The 15,368-nt window shown below is 60.1% G+C and carries 12 protein-coding genes and 4 tRNA genes; 13 read left to right on the forward strand and 3 right to left on the reverse strand.

What is annotated here, in order from left to right; all coding sequences use genetic code 11:
* Positions 1 to 31 precede the first annotated feature (31 nt).
* From uvrC to E1748_RS15165, 6 genes are all read left to right on the forward strand, one after another.
* Positions 32 to 2,254 carry an excinuclease ABC subunit UvrC gene (gene uvrC / locus E1748_RS15140; protein ID WP_133648024.1) on the forward strand — a complete coding sequence of 741 codons (2,223 nt, stop codon included), beginning with the start codon at positions 32 to 34 and terminating at the stop codon, positions 2,252 to 2,254.
* A gap of 133 nt (positions 2,255 to 2,387) precedes the next feature.
* On the forward strand, positions 2,388 to 2,981 hold the full coding sequence (gene pgsA, locus E1748_RS15145; RefSeq protein WP_133648025.1) for a CDP-diacylglycerol--glycerol-3-phosphate 3-phosphatidyltransferase: 594 nt from the start codon (positions 2,388 to 2,390) through the stop codon (positions 2,979 to 2,981).
* A 135-nt stretch (positions 2,982 to 3,116) separates the two neighbouring features.
* Positions 3,117 to 3,192, forward strand: a tRNA-Gly gene (locus E1748_RS15150).
* Between the two features lie 58 nt (positions 3,193 to 3,250).
* Positions 3,251 to 3,326, forward strand: a tRNA-Gly gene (locus E1748_RS15155).
* Positions 3,327 to 3,374: 48 nt separating this feature from the next.
* Positions 3,375 to 3,448, forward strand: a tRNA-Cys gene (locus tag E1748_RS15160).
* A 375-nt stretch (positions 3,449 to 3,823) separates the two neighbouring features.
* Positions 3,824 to 5,347, forward strand: coding sequence for a ParB N-terminal domain-containing protein (locus tag E1748_RS15165; protein WP_133648026.1), 1,524 nt, complete (start codon positions 3,824 to 3,826; stop codon positions 5,345 to 5,347).
* Between the two features lie 9 nt (positions 5,348 to 5,356).
* Here E1748_RS15165 and E1748_RS15170 read toward each other — a convergent pair whose 3' ends face one another.
* Positions 5,357 to 6,247: a DNA adenine methylase gene (locus E1748_RS15170; protein WP_133648027.1), complete on the reverse strand. Its 891-nt coding sequence runs from the start codon at positions 6,245 to 6,247 to the stop codon at positions 5,357 to 5,359.
* Between the two features lie 632 nt (positions 6,248 to 6,879).
* Here E1748_RS15170 and E1748_RS15175 point away from each other — a divergent pair.
* Both E1748_RS15175 and E1748_RS31485 read left to right on the forward strand, forming a co-directional pair.
* A complete protein-coding gene (locus tag E1748_RS15175; protein WP_133648028.1) occupies positions 6,880 to 8,541 on the forward strand; it encodes an AAA family ATPase in 1,662 nt (553 codons plus the stop codon).
* A gap of 76 nt (positions 8,542 to 8,617) precedes the next feature.
* A tRNA-Cys gene (locus tag E1748_RS31485) sits at positions 8,618 to 8,728 on the forward strand.
* A gap of 88 nt (positions 8,729 to 8,816) precedes the next feature.
* Here E1748_RS31485 and blaOXA read toward each other — a convergent pair.
* Positions 8,817 to 9,638: a class D beta-lactamase gene (gene blaOXA / locus E1748_RS15180; protein WP_133648029.1), complete on the reverse strand. Its 822-nt coding sequence runs from the start codon at positions 9,636 to 9,638 to the stop codon at positions 8,817 to 8,819.
* 127 nt (positions 9,639 to 9,765) lie between these two features.
* Here blaOXA and E1748_RS15185 point away from each other — a divergent pair, with 127 nt between their 5' ends.
* The 3 genes from E1748_RS15185 to E1748_RS15195 all read left to right on the forward strand — a co-directional run bounded on the left by E1748_RS15185 (position 9,766) and on the right by E1748_RS15195 (position 12,002).
* Complete coding sequence (locus E1748_RS15185) at positions 9,766 to 10,677, forward strand: LysR family transcriptional regulator (protein WP_133648030.1); 912 nt, start codon at positions 9,766 to 9,768, stop codon at positions 10,675 to 10,677.
* 116 nt (positions 10,678 to 10,793) lie between these two features.
* Complete coding sequence (locus tag E1748_RS15190) at positions 10,794 to 11,297, forward strand: YjjA family protein (protein WP_133648031.1); 504 nt, start codon at positions 10,794 to 10,796, stop codon at positions 11,295 to 11,297.
* Positions 11,298 to 11,468: 171 nt separating this feature from the next.
* The gene (locus tag E1748_RS15195) at positions 11,469 to 12,002 is read left to right on the forward strand and encodes a GNAT family N-acetyltransferase (RefSeq protein WP_133648032.1); all 534 of its coding nucleotides are present in this window, start codon (positions 11,469 to 11,471) and stop codon (positions 12,000 to 12,002) included.
* Positions 12,003 to 12,024: 22 nt separating this feature from the next.
* Here the strand turns inward: E1748_RS15195 and E1748_RS15200 are convergent, their stop codons facing one another.
* Positions 12,025 to 12,678: an SCO family protein gene (locus E1748_RS15200; protein ID WP_133648033.1), complete on the reverse strand. Its 654-nt coding sequence runs from the start codon at positions 12,676 to 12,678 to the stop codon at positions 12,025 to 12,027.
* A gap of 396 nt (positions 12,679 to 13,074) precedes the next feature.
* Between E1748_RS15200 and otsB the strand changes: the two genes are divergently transcribed.
* Positions 13,075 to 13,824 carry a trehalose-phosphatase gene (gene otsB, locus E1748_RS15205; protein WP_133648034.1) on the forward strand — a complete coding sequence of 250 codons (750 nt, stop codon included), beginning with the start codon at positions 13,075 to 13,077 and terminating at the stop codon, positions 13,822 to 13,824.
* Between the two features lie 70 nt (positions 13,825 to 13,894).
* Entirely contained in the window at positions 13,895 to 15,289 is a 1,395-nt protein-coding gene (gene otsA / locus E1748_RS15210) for an alpha,alpha-trehalose-phosphate synthase (UDP-forming) (RefSeq protein WP_133648035.1), read from the forward strand.
* Positions 15,290 to 15,368: the final 79 nt, after the last annotated feature.

Genomic DNA, 15,368 nt, shown 5'->3' on the forward strand with positions numbered 1-15,368 from the left:
GCAACCGAGCCGGGCAGCCCAACCGACCTGCATGACCCGAACCGACGTTCCTCACGCTTCCAGCGACCCAGCCGCCGCCGATCCCTTCGATCCGAAGAAGGTGCTGGTGCAGTTGCCGCATCTGCCGGGCGTGTATCGTTATTACGACGCGCACGATGCAGTGCTTTACGTCGGCAAGGCGCGCGATCTGAAGAAGCGCGTGTCGAGCTACTTCACGAAGACGCAGCTGTCGCCGCGCATCGCAATGATGGTCACGCGCATCGCGCGGATCGAAACGACGGTGACGCGTTCCGAGGCCGAAGCGCTGCTGCTCGAAAACAATCTGATCAAGGCGCTCGCGCCGCGCTACAACATCCTGTTTCGCGACGACAAGTCCTACCCGTACCTGAAGATCACCGGGCACGCGTACCCGCGCATGGCGTATTACCGCGGCTCGGTCGATCGCAAGAATCAGTACTTCGGTCCGTTTCCGAGTGCGTGGGCCGTGCGCGAAAGCATCCAGATCCTGCAGCGCGTGTTTCAGCTGCGCACCTGCGAAGATTCGGTCTTCAACAATCGCACGCGGCCTTGCCTGCTGCATCAGATCGGCCGCTGCACGGCGCCATGCGTGCACGCGATCAGCGAAGAGGATTACGCACGCGACGTCGCAAACGCATCGCGGTTTCTGCTCGGCCGGCAAAGCGAGGTGATGAAGGAACTCGAGCAGAAGATGCACGCGTTTGCTGGCGAACTGAAGTTCGAGCAGGCGGCGGCGGTGCGCAACCAGATGAGCTCGCTGTCGACCGTGCTTCATCAACAGGCGATCGAAGTCGGCGGCGACAGCGACGTCGATATTCTCGCGGTGGTCGCGCTCGGCGGGCGCGTGTGCGTGAATCTCGCGATGGTGCGCGGTGGCCGGCATCTCGGCGACAAGGCGTATTTTCCGGCGCATGTCGAGACTGCGTTGAGCGTCGAAGAAGGTGGACTCGGTCCGGATGAAGGCGTCGATGTGCAAGCGGTTCCGATGGATGCCGAACCTGCGGTCGACGCGCTCGCAAAACTGCAGGATGCGGACTCCGCTGTGATCGATGAAGCAGACGTCGGCGCTCTTGCAGAAGACGTTGAAGAGTCGGAAGACGTTGAAGGCACAGAGGAAGCACAACCGCAAACGAATCCACGTCCCGGCGGCAGAAAACCCCTTCCCACAGGCATCGAAGCCGAAGTCCTCGAAGCGTTCATCGCGCAGCACTACCTGGGTAATCGCGTGCCGCCGGTGCTGGTCGTGAGTCACGCGCCGGCGAATCGCGAGCTCGTCGATCTGCTGATCGAACAGGCCGGTCACAAGGTCACGGTGCTGCGGCAGCCGCAAGGCCAGAAGCGCGTGTGGCTCGGCATGGCCGAACAGAACGCGCGGCTCGCGCTTGCACGGCTGCTGTCCGAGCAGGGTTCGCAGCAGGCGCGTACGCGGGTACTTGCCGAAACGCTCGGTCTCGAATGCGACGATCTTGGGCAACTGCGCATCGAATGCTTCGACATCAGCCACACGATGGGCGAGGCGACGCAGGCGTCGTGCGTCGTGTATCACCATCACAAGATGCAGTCGGGCGAGTACCGCCGCTACAACATCACCGACATCACACCCGGTGACGACTACGCCGCGATGCGACAGGTGCTCACGCGACGCTACGAGAAAATGGTCGCGCAGGCTGCGGCGAATGCGGACCAGCAGACGGAAGATGAAACCGTAGTCGAGCTTGCTGAAGCTACGGCTGAACCATCCGCAGAAAGCGCGCCCACCGCTGTCGTCGAACCTCCCGCAACGGGCGCTACGATGCCGAACATCGTGCTGATCGACGGCGGCAAGGGGCAGGTCGAGATAGCGCGTCAGGTGTTCACCGAACTCGGTATCGATCACAGCATCCTCGTCGGTGTCGCGAAGGGCGAGGGGCGCAAGGTCGGCCTCGAGACGCTCGTGTTCGCCGACGGACGGACGCCGCTCGAACTCGGCAAGGAAAGCGCCGCGCTGATGCTGGTCGCACAGATCCGCGACGAGGCGCACCGGTTCGCGATCACCGGCATGCGCGCGAAGCGCGCGAAGACCCGGCAGACGTCGCGGCTCGAAGAACTCGAAGGCATCGGCGCGAAGCGTCGGCAGCGGTTGCTTGCGCGTTTCGGCGGATTGCGCGGCGTCGTTGCGGCGAGCGTAGAGGATCTGGCGAGCGTCGAAGGCATTTCGCAGGCGCTCGCCGAACAGATTTACCGGCAACTGCACTGATTCGCGCGTCGATGCGCGCGATGAGGTATTTTCAGGCACATACGCCGTTATCGGGCCCTGTCGCCGGGTTGCTTGTGACACACCCGGCGACACGGCACAATTGCAACTCCCTTGTCAGACGCTGCGCCTGCCCATGCCGTTCAATTTCCCGATTTTCCTGACCTGGCTGCGGATCGTCCTGATTCCGCTCGTCGTGGGCGTGTTTTATCTGCCCGACATGATGATGAGCCCGGCGCACCGCAACTGGGCCGCCGCGGCGATCTTCATCCTCGCGGCGCTGACCGACTGGTTCGACGGCTATCTCGCCCGCAAATGGAACCAGACCTCCGCGTTCGGCGCATTCCTCGATCCGGTCGCCGACAAGCTGATGGTCACGGCCGCGCTGCTCGTGCTGGTGCAGCTCGCGCGGCTCGATTCGGCGATCGCGCTGGTGATCGTCGGCCGCGAGATCGCGATCTCGGCGCTGCGCGAGTGGATGGCGCAGATCGGCGCGTCGAAGAGCGTCGCGGTGAATTCGCTCGGCAAGTTCAAGACCGCGTGCCAGATGATCGCGATCCCGATGCTGCTGTTCTACGGCACGTTGCCGTTCGGCGGCCGCTTCGTCGTCGATACGCGTGTGTGGGGCCTGTGGCTCATCTACCTCGCAGCGTTCCTGACGATCTGGTCGATGTTGTACTACATGAAGCTCGCGTGGCCGCAGATCCGCGAGCGCGGCGGGATGGCCTGAATCCGCTGAGGCGTCCGCCACATGCGGCATCGGCGTCGAAGGGGTTGACACTTTTCGGTCGTTTATACATAATCTCGTTTCTTCGCAGCGGGCAGGTAGCCGAAGCGAAGAAAGAAGTAGCAGAAGCAGTAAAACGCGGGAGTAGCTCAGTTGGTAGAGCGCAACCTTGCCAAGGTTGAGGTCGCGAGTTCGAGACTCGTCTCCCGCTCCAGATTCGAAGCAGCGTTTTGTGTTTCTGATGTGGTTCAAAACGCTGTACGCAGGACCATGCGGGAGTAGCTCAGTTGGTAGAGCGCAACCTTGCCAAGGTTGAGGTCGCGAGTTCGAGACTCGTCTCCCGCTCCAGACATACGGGGAAGCCAAGCTTCCCTTTTTGTTTGTGAGCCCGCTTATGGCGCGATAGCAAAGCGGTTATGCAGCGGCCTGCAAAGCCGTCCAGGCCGGTTCGACTCCGGCTCGCGCCTCCAGCACAGTTGAAGAGAAAAGCCCCGAGAGATCGGGGCTTTTCTTTTTTCGGCAGTATTCCATTTATGGAAATATGCCCGCTAAAATGGTGGGAAGCTGTCTGTAACCGCTCAAGAAAAGTGCAAAATAACTCGCATCTCGGCTCATTGGCCATTTGCATGAGTTCCGCTCAAAGCCTATGTCTTCAAAAAAATACATCCATTAGGGACATGGGAATACATCGTTGGGCGTAAAAGCATGCTGTTTGTCAGGGCAGTTCAGTCGAATTTTTGATGTGCTGGATGTGGTGACATAACATTTCACGATTTACAGCATGAGGTGACGTCCAGACTCCGCAAGCGGATACCGTTGCCGGACGTCAAGATTGTCAAAATCACATGGCACGCGGACGTCAGGGGCCTCATTCGGTACTGGAATTTGCGCGGCAGCGACTTGGCTACTCGACTCTGGTAACCTTGTTCGATCGACCATGCGAAAACAAAAAAATGACTAGAGCAAAATTCGAGTTCAAACCGGGGATTCCAGTCTTCGATCTACTCTTAGATACGCACAACGCGCGTATCCGGATTGGCGAAGATCAGAATGACTGCATTGCACGCATCATGCGGCGCGAGGCGCACATGTTGAATCTCATGCGGGACATTGCCGCAGAAGGACTCTCGACCAATCCAATTTTGGTTTCTCCTACTCCGGATGGAAAGTGGATTGTGCGCGATGGCAATCGGCGTGTGACTGCGTTGAAGTTGCTGAACCAGCCGGACCTTCTAGGGGATCCAGTACTCACTGCGAAGATTGGCGCGATCAAAACCGCTGCGGTCGACTTGCCGGAAATGATCGACGTATTTGCATGCGACGACGAAGCCGCGATGCGGCGGGAAATGCTACTGCGCCATAACGGTGAACAACAAGGCGTTGGTCAAGTAAGCTGGTCAGCGTATCTCCGAACGATCTTTCTGCTTGACGGAGACGAACCGGATCCAAACCGCAGGGCAGCTCAGTATGCACTTTGGGCGGAGGAGCAAGGTTTGCTCATAAGCGACGAGTTTCCGATCACAACCTTGACCCGTTTGCTCAGTGCCGACACCCTAACGTCGCTTGGGTTTAAGGTCGAAGACGACGAATTGTTAGTCGTGGCTTCGATTGACACCGCGAAGACGATGGCGAATCGCGTGATAGTCGATCTGGAGACGGGCGGCCAAAATGTAAATAGTTTATTCACGGTCGAGCAGCAGCAGGCTTATGTTGCGCGCGTCAGGCGCGATTTGGGGCTTGAACCGGAAGATCAAAGCGGTGGGACGGAAGGCGGTCACCCGTCAAAGCCGACACCGGGCTCGTCGGGTCGCCAATCCCCCTCTCCGCCGCCGTCACCAACTCCGACACCATCCAATGGAGGTGGGGTCAATGGACAACAGCCTTCCCCAAACGCGCGGCCTGCGCGTCCAGCTGCGCCGCGCAAGCCAACTTGGGAGCGTCCACGGTTGTTTCCGTCGAATCGACCGGGTTTCGATGTACCTCGTGAGAATCCGAAGGCGCATAACCTTGTAGGCGAGCTGCAAAAGCTTCAAGTGACCGTTACGCCCATTTCGGTTGCTGTGTTGCTGCGTGCGCTAATCGAGATTAGCGAGGCTCGTTATCGAGAGGTAATAGGTCTCACAGATAGGCAGTACCTTCACAAGAACATCATTGCTGCCGCCGAGACAATGGTGTCGAAGGGGCAACTAACTAGGGAGCAAGGTGACTTGGTGAAGAGGCGTGCTGAGACGGAGGGGGATTGGCTCAATATCCGGACGCTGCAAAAGTACGTCCACTCACCGGATTTTCATCCGAATCAGCAGGTGCTCAACACCTTTTGGGACGAGATCGGATGTTTCGTCGCCGCCTGTTGGCGAGCGACGGCGTAGAGGATCTAACTATGCGGCCGCGCGGCGTCGCCGGCCCGGTTCTTGTGTGCGTCGCAAAACGGGTTCTGTGTGTAGTTCGATGCCTCCACCATAAAAGAGTGCCTCGGTGGCCGTTGGTCGAGCGGTATGTGTCGAATAGGTAAGAGAGAAATCGATGCCACGATGTTGCGCGTACAGCGCTCTAATTTCAGGGCAGTTGTCGTAGCTGACGATCCACGGCGTTTCGATTTTTGCGACTGCATCCGCTATCTGAGCGTGATCGTTCGGCTCATAAAAGTTGCGATATAACAGACTCCCCTTCTCAAAGTACGGTGGATCAAGATAGATTAAACTTCGCTCGGGAAGCTCTACGCATACTGTCTGCAAGAGTTCTAGGGCGTCCATGCCATACACGGTGATGTGTCGGCGCATTGTTCCGATGCGCTCTATGCGGCTCGAGAGTTCTACTTTGTTAAACCGTGCGTCGATTTTGTACGGCCCCGTCTGGTCGAGTCCGCCAATAACGCCGCCTGAAAGGATTCCAGAGCGGTTTGTCCGATTGAGAAAGAACGTTGCGAATCCAACCTCGGTCGCGTGAAATGCAGTCGGATTCTCGTGAATCGCTCGCTGCCGATGCCACTCATCGATTGTTACGTCGATGTCGTTTAGTAATTGCAAAAAATGTGCAGTGTCATTTGCGACCGACCACCAAAATGCGGCCACGACCGGATCCGCATCGTTGATCACAATATGATTAACGTACCCCTTGATGAGCAGATAAATCGCGGCACCGGCTCCGCCGGCATACGGCTCAACATAAGTGCCGCCGCTTATTTTGTTGTATCTGAGTAGGTCTGCGATCCATGGACCCAACCGGGCTTTGCCGCCTGGGTAGCGGAGAGGAGTCAGATAGGTTGTCACTGTTGGTTTCCGTGTTGGCGCGTCGTCATTCTACGACATGATGAGGTAGGTGAGCAGTCGCTTGCTACCCGGCAGTATGGAGTTTCAGTGGCCAACGCAGAATGCGTGAACGCGGTCCGGGCCTACGTTCATCGGGTACCTCAAACTGTTGCGCGATCGCTCGTGCAACGCGCGTCGGTTTCAGGTTCGTGCGTACCCTGTAATGGAGTGAGAGATTGCTCCTGCGTTTTCTTCGTAGGAAGACGGCGACGTCATCCCCGAGGAACGCCCGTGCACGACCGATCTTTCTGCTAGGTAACTCGCCGGTACCTGCCGACTTCGTTACCGTATTTCGGTTGATCTTCAGGAAGTCCACTCAAAAATAAATCAAAGGTTCTCATTCGTCGAAGCCTCCAGCATTTCTCGCATTCTCTGTCGTGCGAAAATAGCGGCAACAATCGACGTCGTTCGGGATGAGGTGCATCAATCAGATCTAAAGCGGGCATGCGAACGTGCCGCATTCGTCTCTGAACTCGCGTCTCTTGCTAGAATGTCGTGCTCACATATGGATTCCATCGATCTAAAGTCGGGCGGAAGAACTGGTTGAGCCGAGAGTATTACCAAAAAAATTAATCTGTGAAGGGGATTGGTAAATGGCGCCAACTGCAAACAGGATCACAGTCTGCTCGTTAGAATTCGGTACACCGCCCTTCAGAAAGTTGGGCAATTTGAAGATCGATTTTTCCGAAAGAATCAACATTATCGCCGGCCACAATGGCATTGGTAAATCAACGATCCTCGGGCTAGTAGCGAACACATTCGGTGACACGACTCCTGGTGGCCCTCGAAGCTACTTTGCAGAACCGTTCTACGCGAACATCGAGAGGATCGTCTATCTCGCGTTAGAGGAAGTCACAAAAGCACAAGAACACCCAACAGCCGCGCCAATTGTCGTCGCAAATGTGAATGGACAGCTCGTGCAAAAACGTTGCTCCATGACGCAGCGCGGACAATGGCAGCGAGCACGGGTCGTACCTCGAACAATTAACAAAGCAGATGACGATTCTGTTGGGCAAGACGCTAAGGTGCCATTGCCGACTATCTACCTTGGGATCCGGAGGTTGGCTCCCATCGGCGAAGCCGATGAGAAGGAGGTGCACAGCACACGCGTTTCCATGGAGGATCAAGATAGTCAACTTATGGTCGACTTTGTCCGGTCGGTGATATTGGGTAGCCAAGTGACCACGGAGGTCACTCATTTGAGCATAAAAGGTTCAAAAAAAAGGGCGTCGCATCCTGGCTATCAAAATCACGACGCGCTTGCCATTTCCATGGGGCAGGATAGCCTAGGGAGTATAGCGACCGCGTTAGCGTCATTTAACCGTCTCAAACGTGAGTTAGGTGAGAGCTACGTCGGAGGGCTTCTCGTCATTGATGAGCTTGATGTCGGCTTCCACCCCCACGCTATTGATCGTCTGGCGCAGGCGTTGAAAACTTATGCGAAACGCTTAAGTCTGCAGGTGATAGCGACAACTCACTCGCCTAGATTAATCGAGGCTATACATCCAGAAGGTAGTGGTGATGCGCGAGCTCCAGATGCGGTGTTCTACTTGTTAGACACCACAACTCCCCGTCTCGCGGAAGACCAATCACTTACTGCGGTGCTTGATGATTTGGCACTTCGCCAAGACCTAGATGGGTCTGTCGCACCACGTAAATCTATACTGAGCGTGTACTTTGAAGATCCAGAGGGCAAGGACTTCTGTGATGCCCTGGTACCAGCGGCCAAAAGAGGCGCGATTGGAAGAAAAAATGGTGTGCAGATCAAGTTTATTCCCCTCGGGGTGGGAGGGTCCAACTTGGTGGCGTTGCCTGAGAAGGACCCCATTTTTAAACACCGGGTTCTAATTGTCGATGCGGATACCTCTATTCCGAGAAAAGCAGCGGCAAGGGGCAATACCATCAAACTTCCCTGTCCAAAGGGTGCGTCTGGTACTGACCGGTCCCCTGAGAACATTATCAAAAATTTTCTCCGAAGTGCCGCTGCCGCGACCGATGGCCCTTTGAGAGACGCATTACGACGATTCAGTGTGACGAACCCGAGCAGCGACAAGATTCGTAGCACCTTCTTCTCAGACGATGGTGGGGACAGTAACGCTAGGGAGAGCAGTAAAAGTTGGTGGGTGACACATTCGAAGAAACTGCAAGCTTGGGGAGTTATTCGAGAATGGGCCAATTGTCATAAGCGCGAAGCCGACGCGTTCGTCGAGGCATTCGAAGCTGCGGTGGCTCGCACTGCCACACACGCCAGGTGAGCGTTGACTAGAGTCCGGAGCGTTGTCCGGAATCGAGAGAGAGCCGCTGCATTACTGGCATATGTAGCTGCGGCTGGGAGTGATGGTGTGATTGGGAGAGTGTTTAAGTGTTAACCAATTGATATTCATGGTTATGCAGCGGCCTGCAAAGCCGTCCAGGCCGGTTCGACTCCGGCTCGCGCCTCCAGCACAGTTGAAGAGAAAAGCCCCGAGAGATCGGGGCTTTTCTTTTTCCGGCGTCTCAATACGTGAGCGCGCCACATCACATTCCTGCATCAATTCACACGCTTCTCCAGCAACCCCGGCAACTCCTTGATAAACGCATCGCGAGCCCGCACGCCCGCGGTGCCTGGCATCACCTTATCCTCCTGCACGAGCCGCGCGAACACGACCGTTCGCGTGCCCTTCGTCGCCCAGCCGACGAACCAGCCGTAGCCGTGCGCTTCGTCTATGGTGCCGTCAGCGTTGTGCGGAAAACCCGAGCCGGGTTTGCCATGCACGTCCCAGCCGTCGGACAGCTGAGCGACCTCGGTGATCTGGCTCGTCATGTCGTACGCGTGCGCATCGACGGGCAGTTGCCGGTTGACCAACTTCTCGAGAAACGCGATCTGCTCGAGCGGCGAGATGCGCAACGACGAACTGACCCACGCGTGCTGCAGTCCGTTGTGCTTGCCGGGGTCTCCGGAGACATCGCGATTGCCGTATTCGAATGCATCGACGTAGTGGCTAAAACGCGCATCGCCGAGCGACTGCGTGACCTGCTGCGAAAACCAGAAGACCGAATAGCGGATCCAGCGGGTAGGGTCGGTCGGTTGCCGCCAGTCGGCGCCGCCCCAGTCGGGGTAGCCGGCGCGATACGGCAGCGCGGGCGTGTGTGCATCCTTCAGGAACCCGGAGTCGAAGCCCATCAGGCTGATCGCGATCTTGAACGTCGACGCCGGCGTCACACGCGTGCTGCAGTCGCCTTCTTGCATTAGAACTGTTTGGGAGCGCGCATCGGCCAGCACCGTGCAGACCGTTCGCGCGTCGACGCAGGATGCGGCGATCGTTGCGCAGGCCGCTACGAGAAAACTCTGTAAAACACGTCGTTTGAGCATTGTTTTCGTCTTCGATCAGGCGCGGGGTTCGCGCGACAGGATGAACTATCGGCGGTTTTCGCGTGGCCCACAAACGATGATAAATTGCCGGATGGGCAAGAAAATCTAATGCATGGGAGACGACGCGATGCGACTCCAGTTACCTCTGAACGCGCTGCGCGCCTTCGAATCCTCCGCGCGGCATCTGAGCTTCACGAAGGCCGCGCACGAACTCAGCGTGACGCAGGCGGCGATCAGCCAGCAGGTTCGCGTGCTCGAGGCGCGCGTCGGCACCGCGCTGTTCAAGCGTCTGCCGCGCGGGCTCGCGCTGACCGACGAAGGGCTCGCGCTGTGTCCGGTGCTCACCGATGCATTCGACCGGATGGAGGCCGTGCTGCGGCGATTCGAGAGCGGCCATTTTCACGAGGTGCTGACGGTCGGCGTGGTGGGGACGTTCGCGGTCGGCTGGTTGATGCCGAGGCTCGCCGCGTTTCGCGACGCGCATCCGTTCGTCGAACTGCGCGTGCTGACGCACAACAATCTCGTCGATCTCGCGACCGAAGGCCTCGATTTCGCGATCCGTTTCGGCGACGGCACGTGGCCCGGCTCGCTCGCGTTGAAGCTGCTCGATGCGCCGCTGTCCGTGCTGTGCCATCCCGACATCGCGAAGCGTCTGCGCGCGCCCGCCGATCTCGCCGGCGAAACGCTGCTGCGCTCATACCGCATCGGCGACTGGGCCAGCTGGTTCGCGGCCGCGCCGGTCGCACCGCGACCGGTGCGCGGTCCGGTGTTCGATTCGTCGCGGTTGATGGCCGAGGCCGCGATGCAGGGCGCGGGTGTCGCACTGGCCCCTGCCGCGATGTTCGTGCATGAACTGAATGCGGGCCGGCTCTGCCGTCCGTTCGATATCGACGTCGACGCAGGTAGCTACTGGCTCACGATGCAGAAGGCGAAAACGCCGACGCCCGCGATGCGGCTGTTCAACGACTGGATCGTGCGTGAAATGCGGCAGGGCGACCCGGACGACGGACCCGCGCAAAGCGATAACGATGCGCGATGAATTCCGTGTCCATATTCACGATGAACTGCGCGCGCATCGGCCGGTCGTAGCTGTCGAACCGCACTATAGTTAAGAGCGGTTAAAGGCGCTTCAGCCGACCCCCAAGGAGGATAACGATGAAAATCAACACCCGTCGAATCACGACCCGAACGACATCCCGTCTCGCCGCGGCCGTCGCTACAGCGGGCTTTCTGCTCGCCGCGTCGTTGCCGTTCCAGGCCGCGCATGCGCAACTCGGCAATCTGTTGCCGGGTGGTTCGAACAGTTCATCAGGCGGTGGCGGACTGGGGAGCAACCTTGGTAGTCTCAGCGGCCTCGGCAGTTCGCTGTCCGGACAATCGTTGACGTCGGGCAGCACCGGCAACGTCGCCGGCGTGCTGCAGTTCTGCATCAAGAACAATTACCTGAGCGGCAACAGTGCGTCGTCGGTGAAAGACTCGCTGATGAGCAAGCTGCCCGGCGGGTCATCGACGAGCGACAGCGGTTACTCCGAAGGTTCGCGCGGCATTCTCAGCGGCAGCAACGGCAAGCAGGTCGATCTGAGCGGCGGCGGTCTGAAGGAGCAACTGACCAAGCAGGTCTGCGACAAGATCCTCGCGCAGGGCAAGTCGCTGCTGTAGTCGACAGGCGCAGTCGATGCGCATGGAGCGCGGCGGCGGGAGCCCGAAGCCGCCGCGCCCGAGAAAACCCCTGGGTCGCGTCATTGGCTTGCTGCTGCCGGTCCCGGCATAATCCGGTCATCGTCACCGCGCATCATCCGCGCAATTCCATCGATTCCATCGACTGCACCCATGACCGATCCGCAGCACGCCGGCTCACAGGCGGCCTCTTCCAATGGCGCTCACGGCGCACAGGCTCCCAATACGCCCCAATTTGACTGGCGCTGGAAAGCGTTCGACGATCTGTCGCCTGCCGAGGTCTACGAGATTCTCGCCGCCCGCAGCGCGGTGTTCGTCGTCGAGCAGAAGTGCGTCTATGACGACGTTGACGGCCGCGATCCGCAGGCATGGCATCTGTGCGCATACAGCATCGGCGGTGCGCATCCGCGGCTCGCGGGTTATCTGCGCGTGCTGCTGCCCGACGATGAGGAACCCGACGTGCGCATCGGCCGCGTGCTGACGATGCCGGACTTTCGCGGCGTCGGTATCGGCCGCGCGATGATGGAGCGCGCGCTGAGCCACATCTACGCACAGTGGCCCGGTGTGCCGATCCGTCTGCATGCGCAGGCGCATCTGCAGGCGTTCTACGGCGCGTTCGGTTTCGAACCGGTCTCCAACATTCACGACGACGACGGCATCCCGCACGTGTGGATGCGTGCGAGCTGATGTAAAAGCGTCTGCGATGCGCTCAGGAAACCGGCGCTTCGATCACGCGACGCACGTCGTGTGCAATCACATCCGGCGAATCGTGATCGGTCGCGAGCAGGCGCGCGTGGCCGTTGGAATCGAACACGTAGACCGCCGAGCTATGCGTCACCTCGTAGTCGCCGTTCGGGTCGCGCTTTTCCATCTGATACGCGACGCGATACTTCCTCGCCATCGATTCGATCTGCGAGTCGGTACCCGTCAGGCCGCGCGCATGCTCGGCATCGAATGCGCCGAGATAGTCGTGCAGCGCTTTCGCGGTGTCGCGTGCCGGGTCGACGGTGATGAACAGGATGCGCACGTGCTGCGCGTCGGGACCGAGCTTCTGGAGCACCTGCATCAGCCGCGCCATCGTTTCCGGGCACACGTCGGGGCAATGCGTGTAGCCGAAGTAGACGAGCGACGTGATGCCCTTGAACGTCGCGCCGGTGACGGGCTTGCCGTCGTCGGCGGTCAGCGAGAACGACAGGTCGGGCAGGTGGCCGGTGACGTCGGTCAGTTGCCACGGTGCGCTGTCGTGCGAGCAGCCGGCGAGGGCGGCTGCCGCGAGCAGTCCGAGCGCGACGCGGCGCACGCGAGAAAGTGCGGACGGGCGTCGGATCGCGTTCGCGCCGCGGTGAAGAAAATCCGTTTGCATGGCGTCGCGGAGAAGTTCTGGGGAACCATGGTCGTGGTGGACACTCGATCCACTATCGGCACCGGATGATCGGGCTTGTGTGAAGATGAGCATGCCGCACGGGCCATCGTGGCTGCGACTCTAACGCAAATCGTCGCGCGGCGTCGCGGCTACGGCCGTGGTTCGGCGGCATCGAGTCAATTTGCCGCACAATCGGATGCGTGCGACGCGTGCCGGAATGCGCGGGAGTCACAGGTTGGGGTCGAGTGCAACATCGCACGAACGAATGCCGCTCAACGCCCGCGCACGATCGCATGCCGAGCTGCTTCCTCGAAAAATCGACCGATGCGCGGTAAGATGCGCACACTTTTCCGGCTGTATATCCGGCTGCACACGGCCGGGAGGCAAGATAAACCGATGCATGCAATTCCGGCAGTTCTGTCTCCGACGGAGACGGCTTTCTTCTTCGATTTCGACGGTACGCTCGTCGAGCTTGCACCGACGCCCGACGGCGTGCTGGTGGAACCCGGCACCGTCGAGTTGCTCGCCGAACTGCGGCGGCTGACGAACGGCGCGGTGGCGATCGTGTCGGGCCGTGGCATCGACAGCATCGACGCGTTTCTCGGCATGCCCGACATGCCGATCGCGGGTCTGCACGGCGCCGAACGGCGCGACGCGAACGGCGACACGCAGCGCATCGGCTTCAACGACGACCGGCTGCTGCGGATGGAGCAGGTGCTCGCCGACGTCGTCAATCATCATCCCGGCATGCTGCTCGAGATCAAGGGTGCCGCGCTCGCGCTGCATTACCGCAATGCACCCGACCGCGAGACCATCGCACGCGAGGCCACGTCGCGCCTCGTCGCGGATTACCCCGGCGCGTACGTGCTGCAGCCCGGCAAGATGGTCTACGAGATCAAACCGAAAGACGTCGACAAGGGCCGCGCGCTGCGCGCGTTTCTCGACGAGCCGCCGTTCGCCGGCCGTCGTCCGGTGTTTGCCGGCGATGATCTCACCGACGAAAAAGGCTTCGCGGTCGTCAACGAATACGATGGACTGTCGATCAAGGTCGGCGGCGGCGACACGATCGCGCGCACGCGTCTCGACTCGGTGAAGGCGCTGCATACGTGGCTCGCGTCGATCGTCGCGGCGGCACGCGGCGCATGAGCTTTACTGTGCGTCGGACGTTGCGTCGAAAACATCCGCAGATCCATTCTTCGCACGGGGAGCGCCGGCAATGGGCCGACTGATCATCGTATCGAACCGCGTAGCGCCGATTTCCGAAGGCGGTCCCGCAGCGGGCGGTCTCGCGGTCGGTGTGTACGACGCGTTGAAGGAAACCGGCGGGATGTGGTTCGGCTGGAGCGGCGACGTACTGGCGTCCGGGCAGCCGCAGATCAAGGTCGAGGAACGCGGCCCCGTGACCTTCGCGACGATCGGCCTCACGCGACGCGATTACGACCAGTACTACCGCGGCTTTTCGAACGCGACGCTGTGGCCCGCGTTCCACTACCGTCCCGATCTGCTGCAATACGACCGGCACGAATTCGGCGGCTACTGTCGCGTCAACGCGTGGCTTGCGCAGCAACTGGTGCCGCTGCTGCAGCCCGACGACGTGATCTGGGTACACGACTATCACCTGATTCCGTTCGCGCAGGCGCTGCGTGCAGCGAGCGTCGGGAATCGCATTGGCTTCTTTCTGCACATTCCGTTTCCTGCGTCGCAGGTGCTGCTCGCGGTGCCGCCGCATCGTGCGCTCGTCGAGGCGCTGTGCTCGTTCGATCTGCTCGGCTTCCAGACCGCCCCCGATCTGCGCGCGTTCTGCGATTACATCGTCAACGAAGCAGACGGCTCGGTCGATGCATCGGGCGAGGGCCCGCACGTCGTGCGCGCGTTCGGCCGCACGCTGCATGCTGCCGATTATCCGATCGGCGTCTATCCCGACGAGATCGCAGCGCTCGCGAAAGCAGGCGAGCCCGGCAAGGCCGTGCGCACGATGAAGGCGACGCTGCATGCGCGCAAGCTGATCATGAGCGTCGACCGGCTCGATTATTCGAAGGGGCTGGTCGAGCGTTTTCGTGCGTTCGAGCGGCTGCTCGAACATGTGCCCGCGCAGCGCAATCACGTGTCGTTCCTGCAGATCGCCCCGCCGACGCGTGCCGATCTGCATGCGTATCAGGACATCCGTCTGCAGCTCGAGGGCGAGTCGGGCCGAATCAATGGGCGCTTCGCCGAACTGGACTGGACGCCGATCCTGTACATCCATCGGCAGTACGAGCGCTCGGTGCTGGCCGCGCTGTTTCGCACCGCGCACGTCGGCTACGTGACGCCGTTGCGCGACGGCATGAATCTCGTCGCGAAGGAATATGTGTCGGCGCAGGACCCGGAGGATCCGGGCGTGCTGGTGCTGTCGCGCTTCGCCGGCGCCGCGCAGGAATTGCAGGGCGCGTTGATCGTGAATCCGGTCGACGTCGACGGCATGGCCGACGCGCTAGCTGCCGCACTGACGATGCCGCTCGCGGAGCGGCAGGCGCGTCATCGCGACATGATGGTGCTGCTGCGGGAGAACAATGTGTCGGTGTGGCGAGATCGCTTTATGAGCGATCTGCAGCGCTCGGGGGAGCATGCCTGAAGAGGCATGTGCCGGGTAGGCAAGAGACTGAGAGGTGGCGATCGATCACGACTGCCACCACCGATATCAGCGAAAGCGA

The organism is Paraburkholderia flava (assembly GCF_004359985.1).
Taxonomy (GTDB): domain Bacteria; phylum Pseudomonadota; class Gammaproteobacteria; order Burkholderiales; family Burkholderiaceae; genus Paraburkholderia; species Paraburkholderia flava.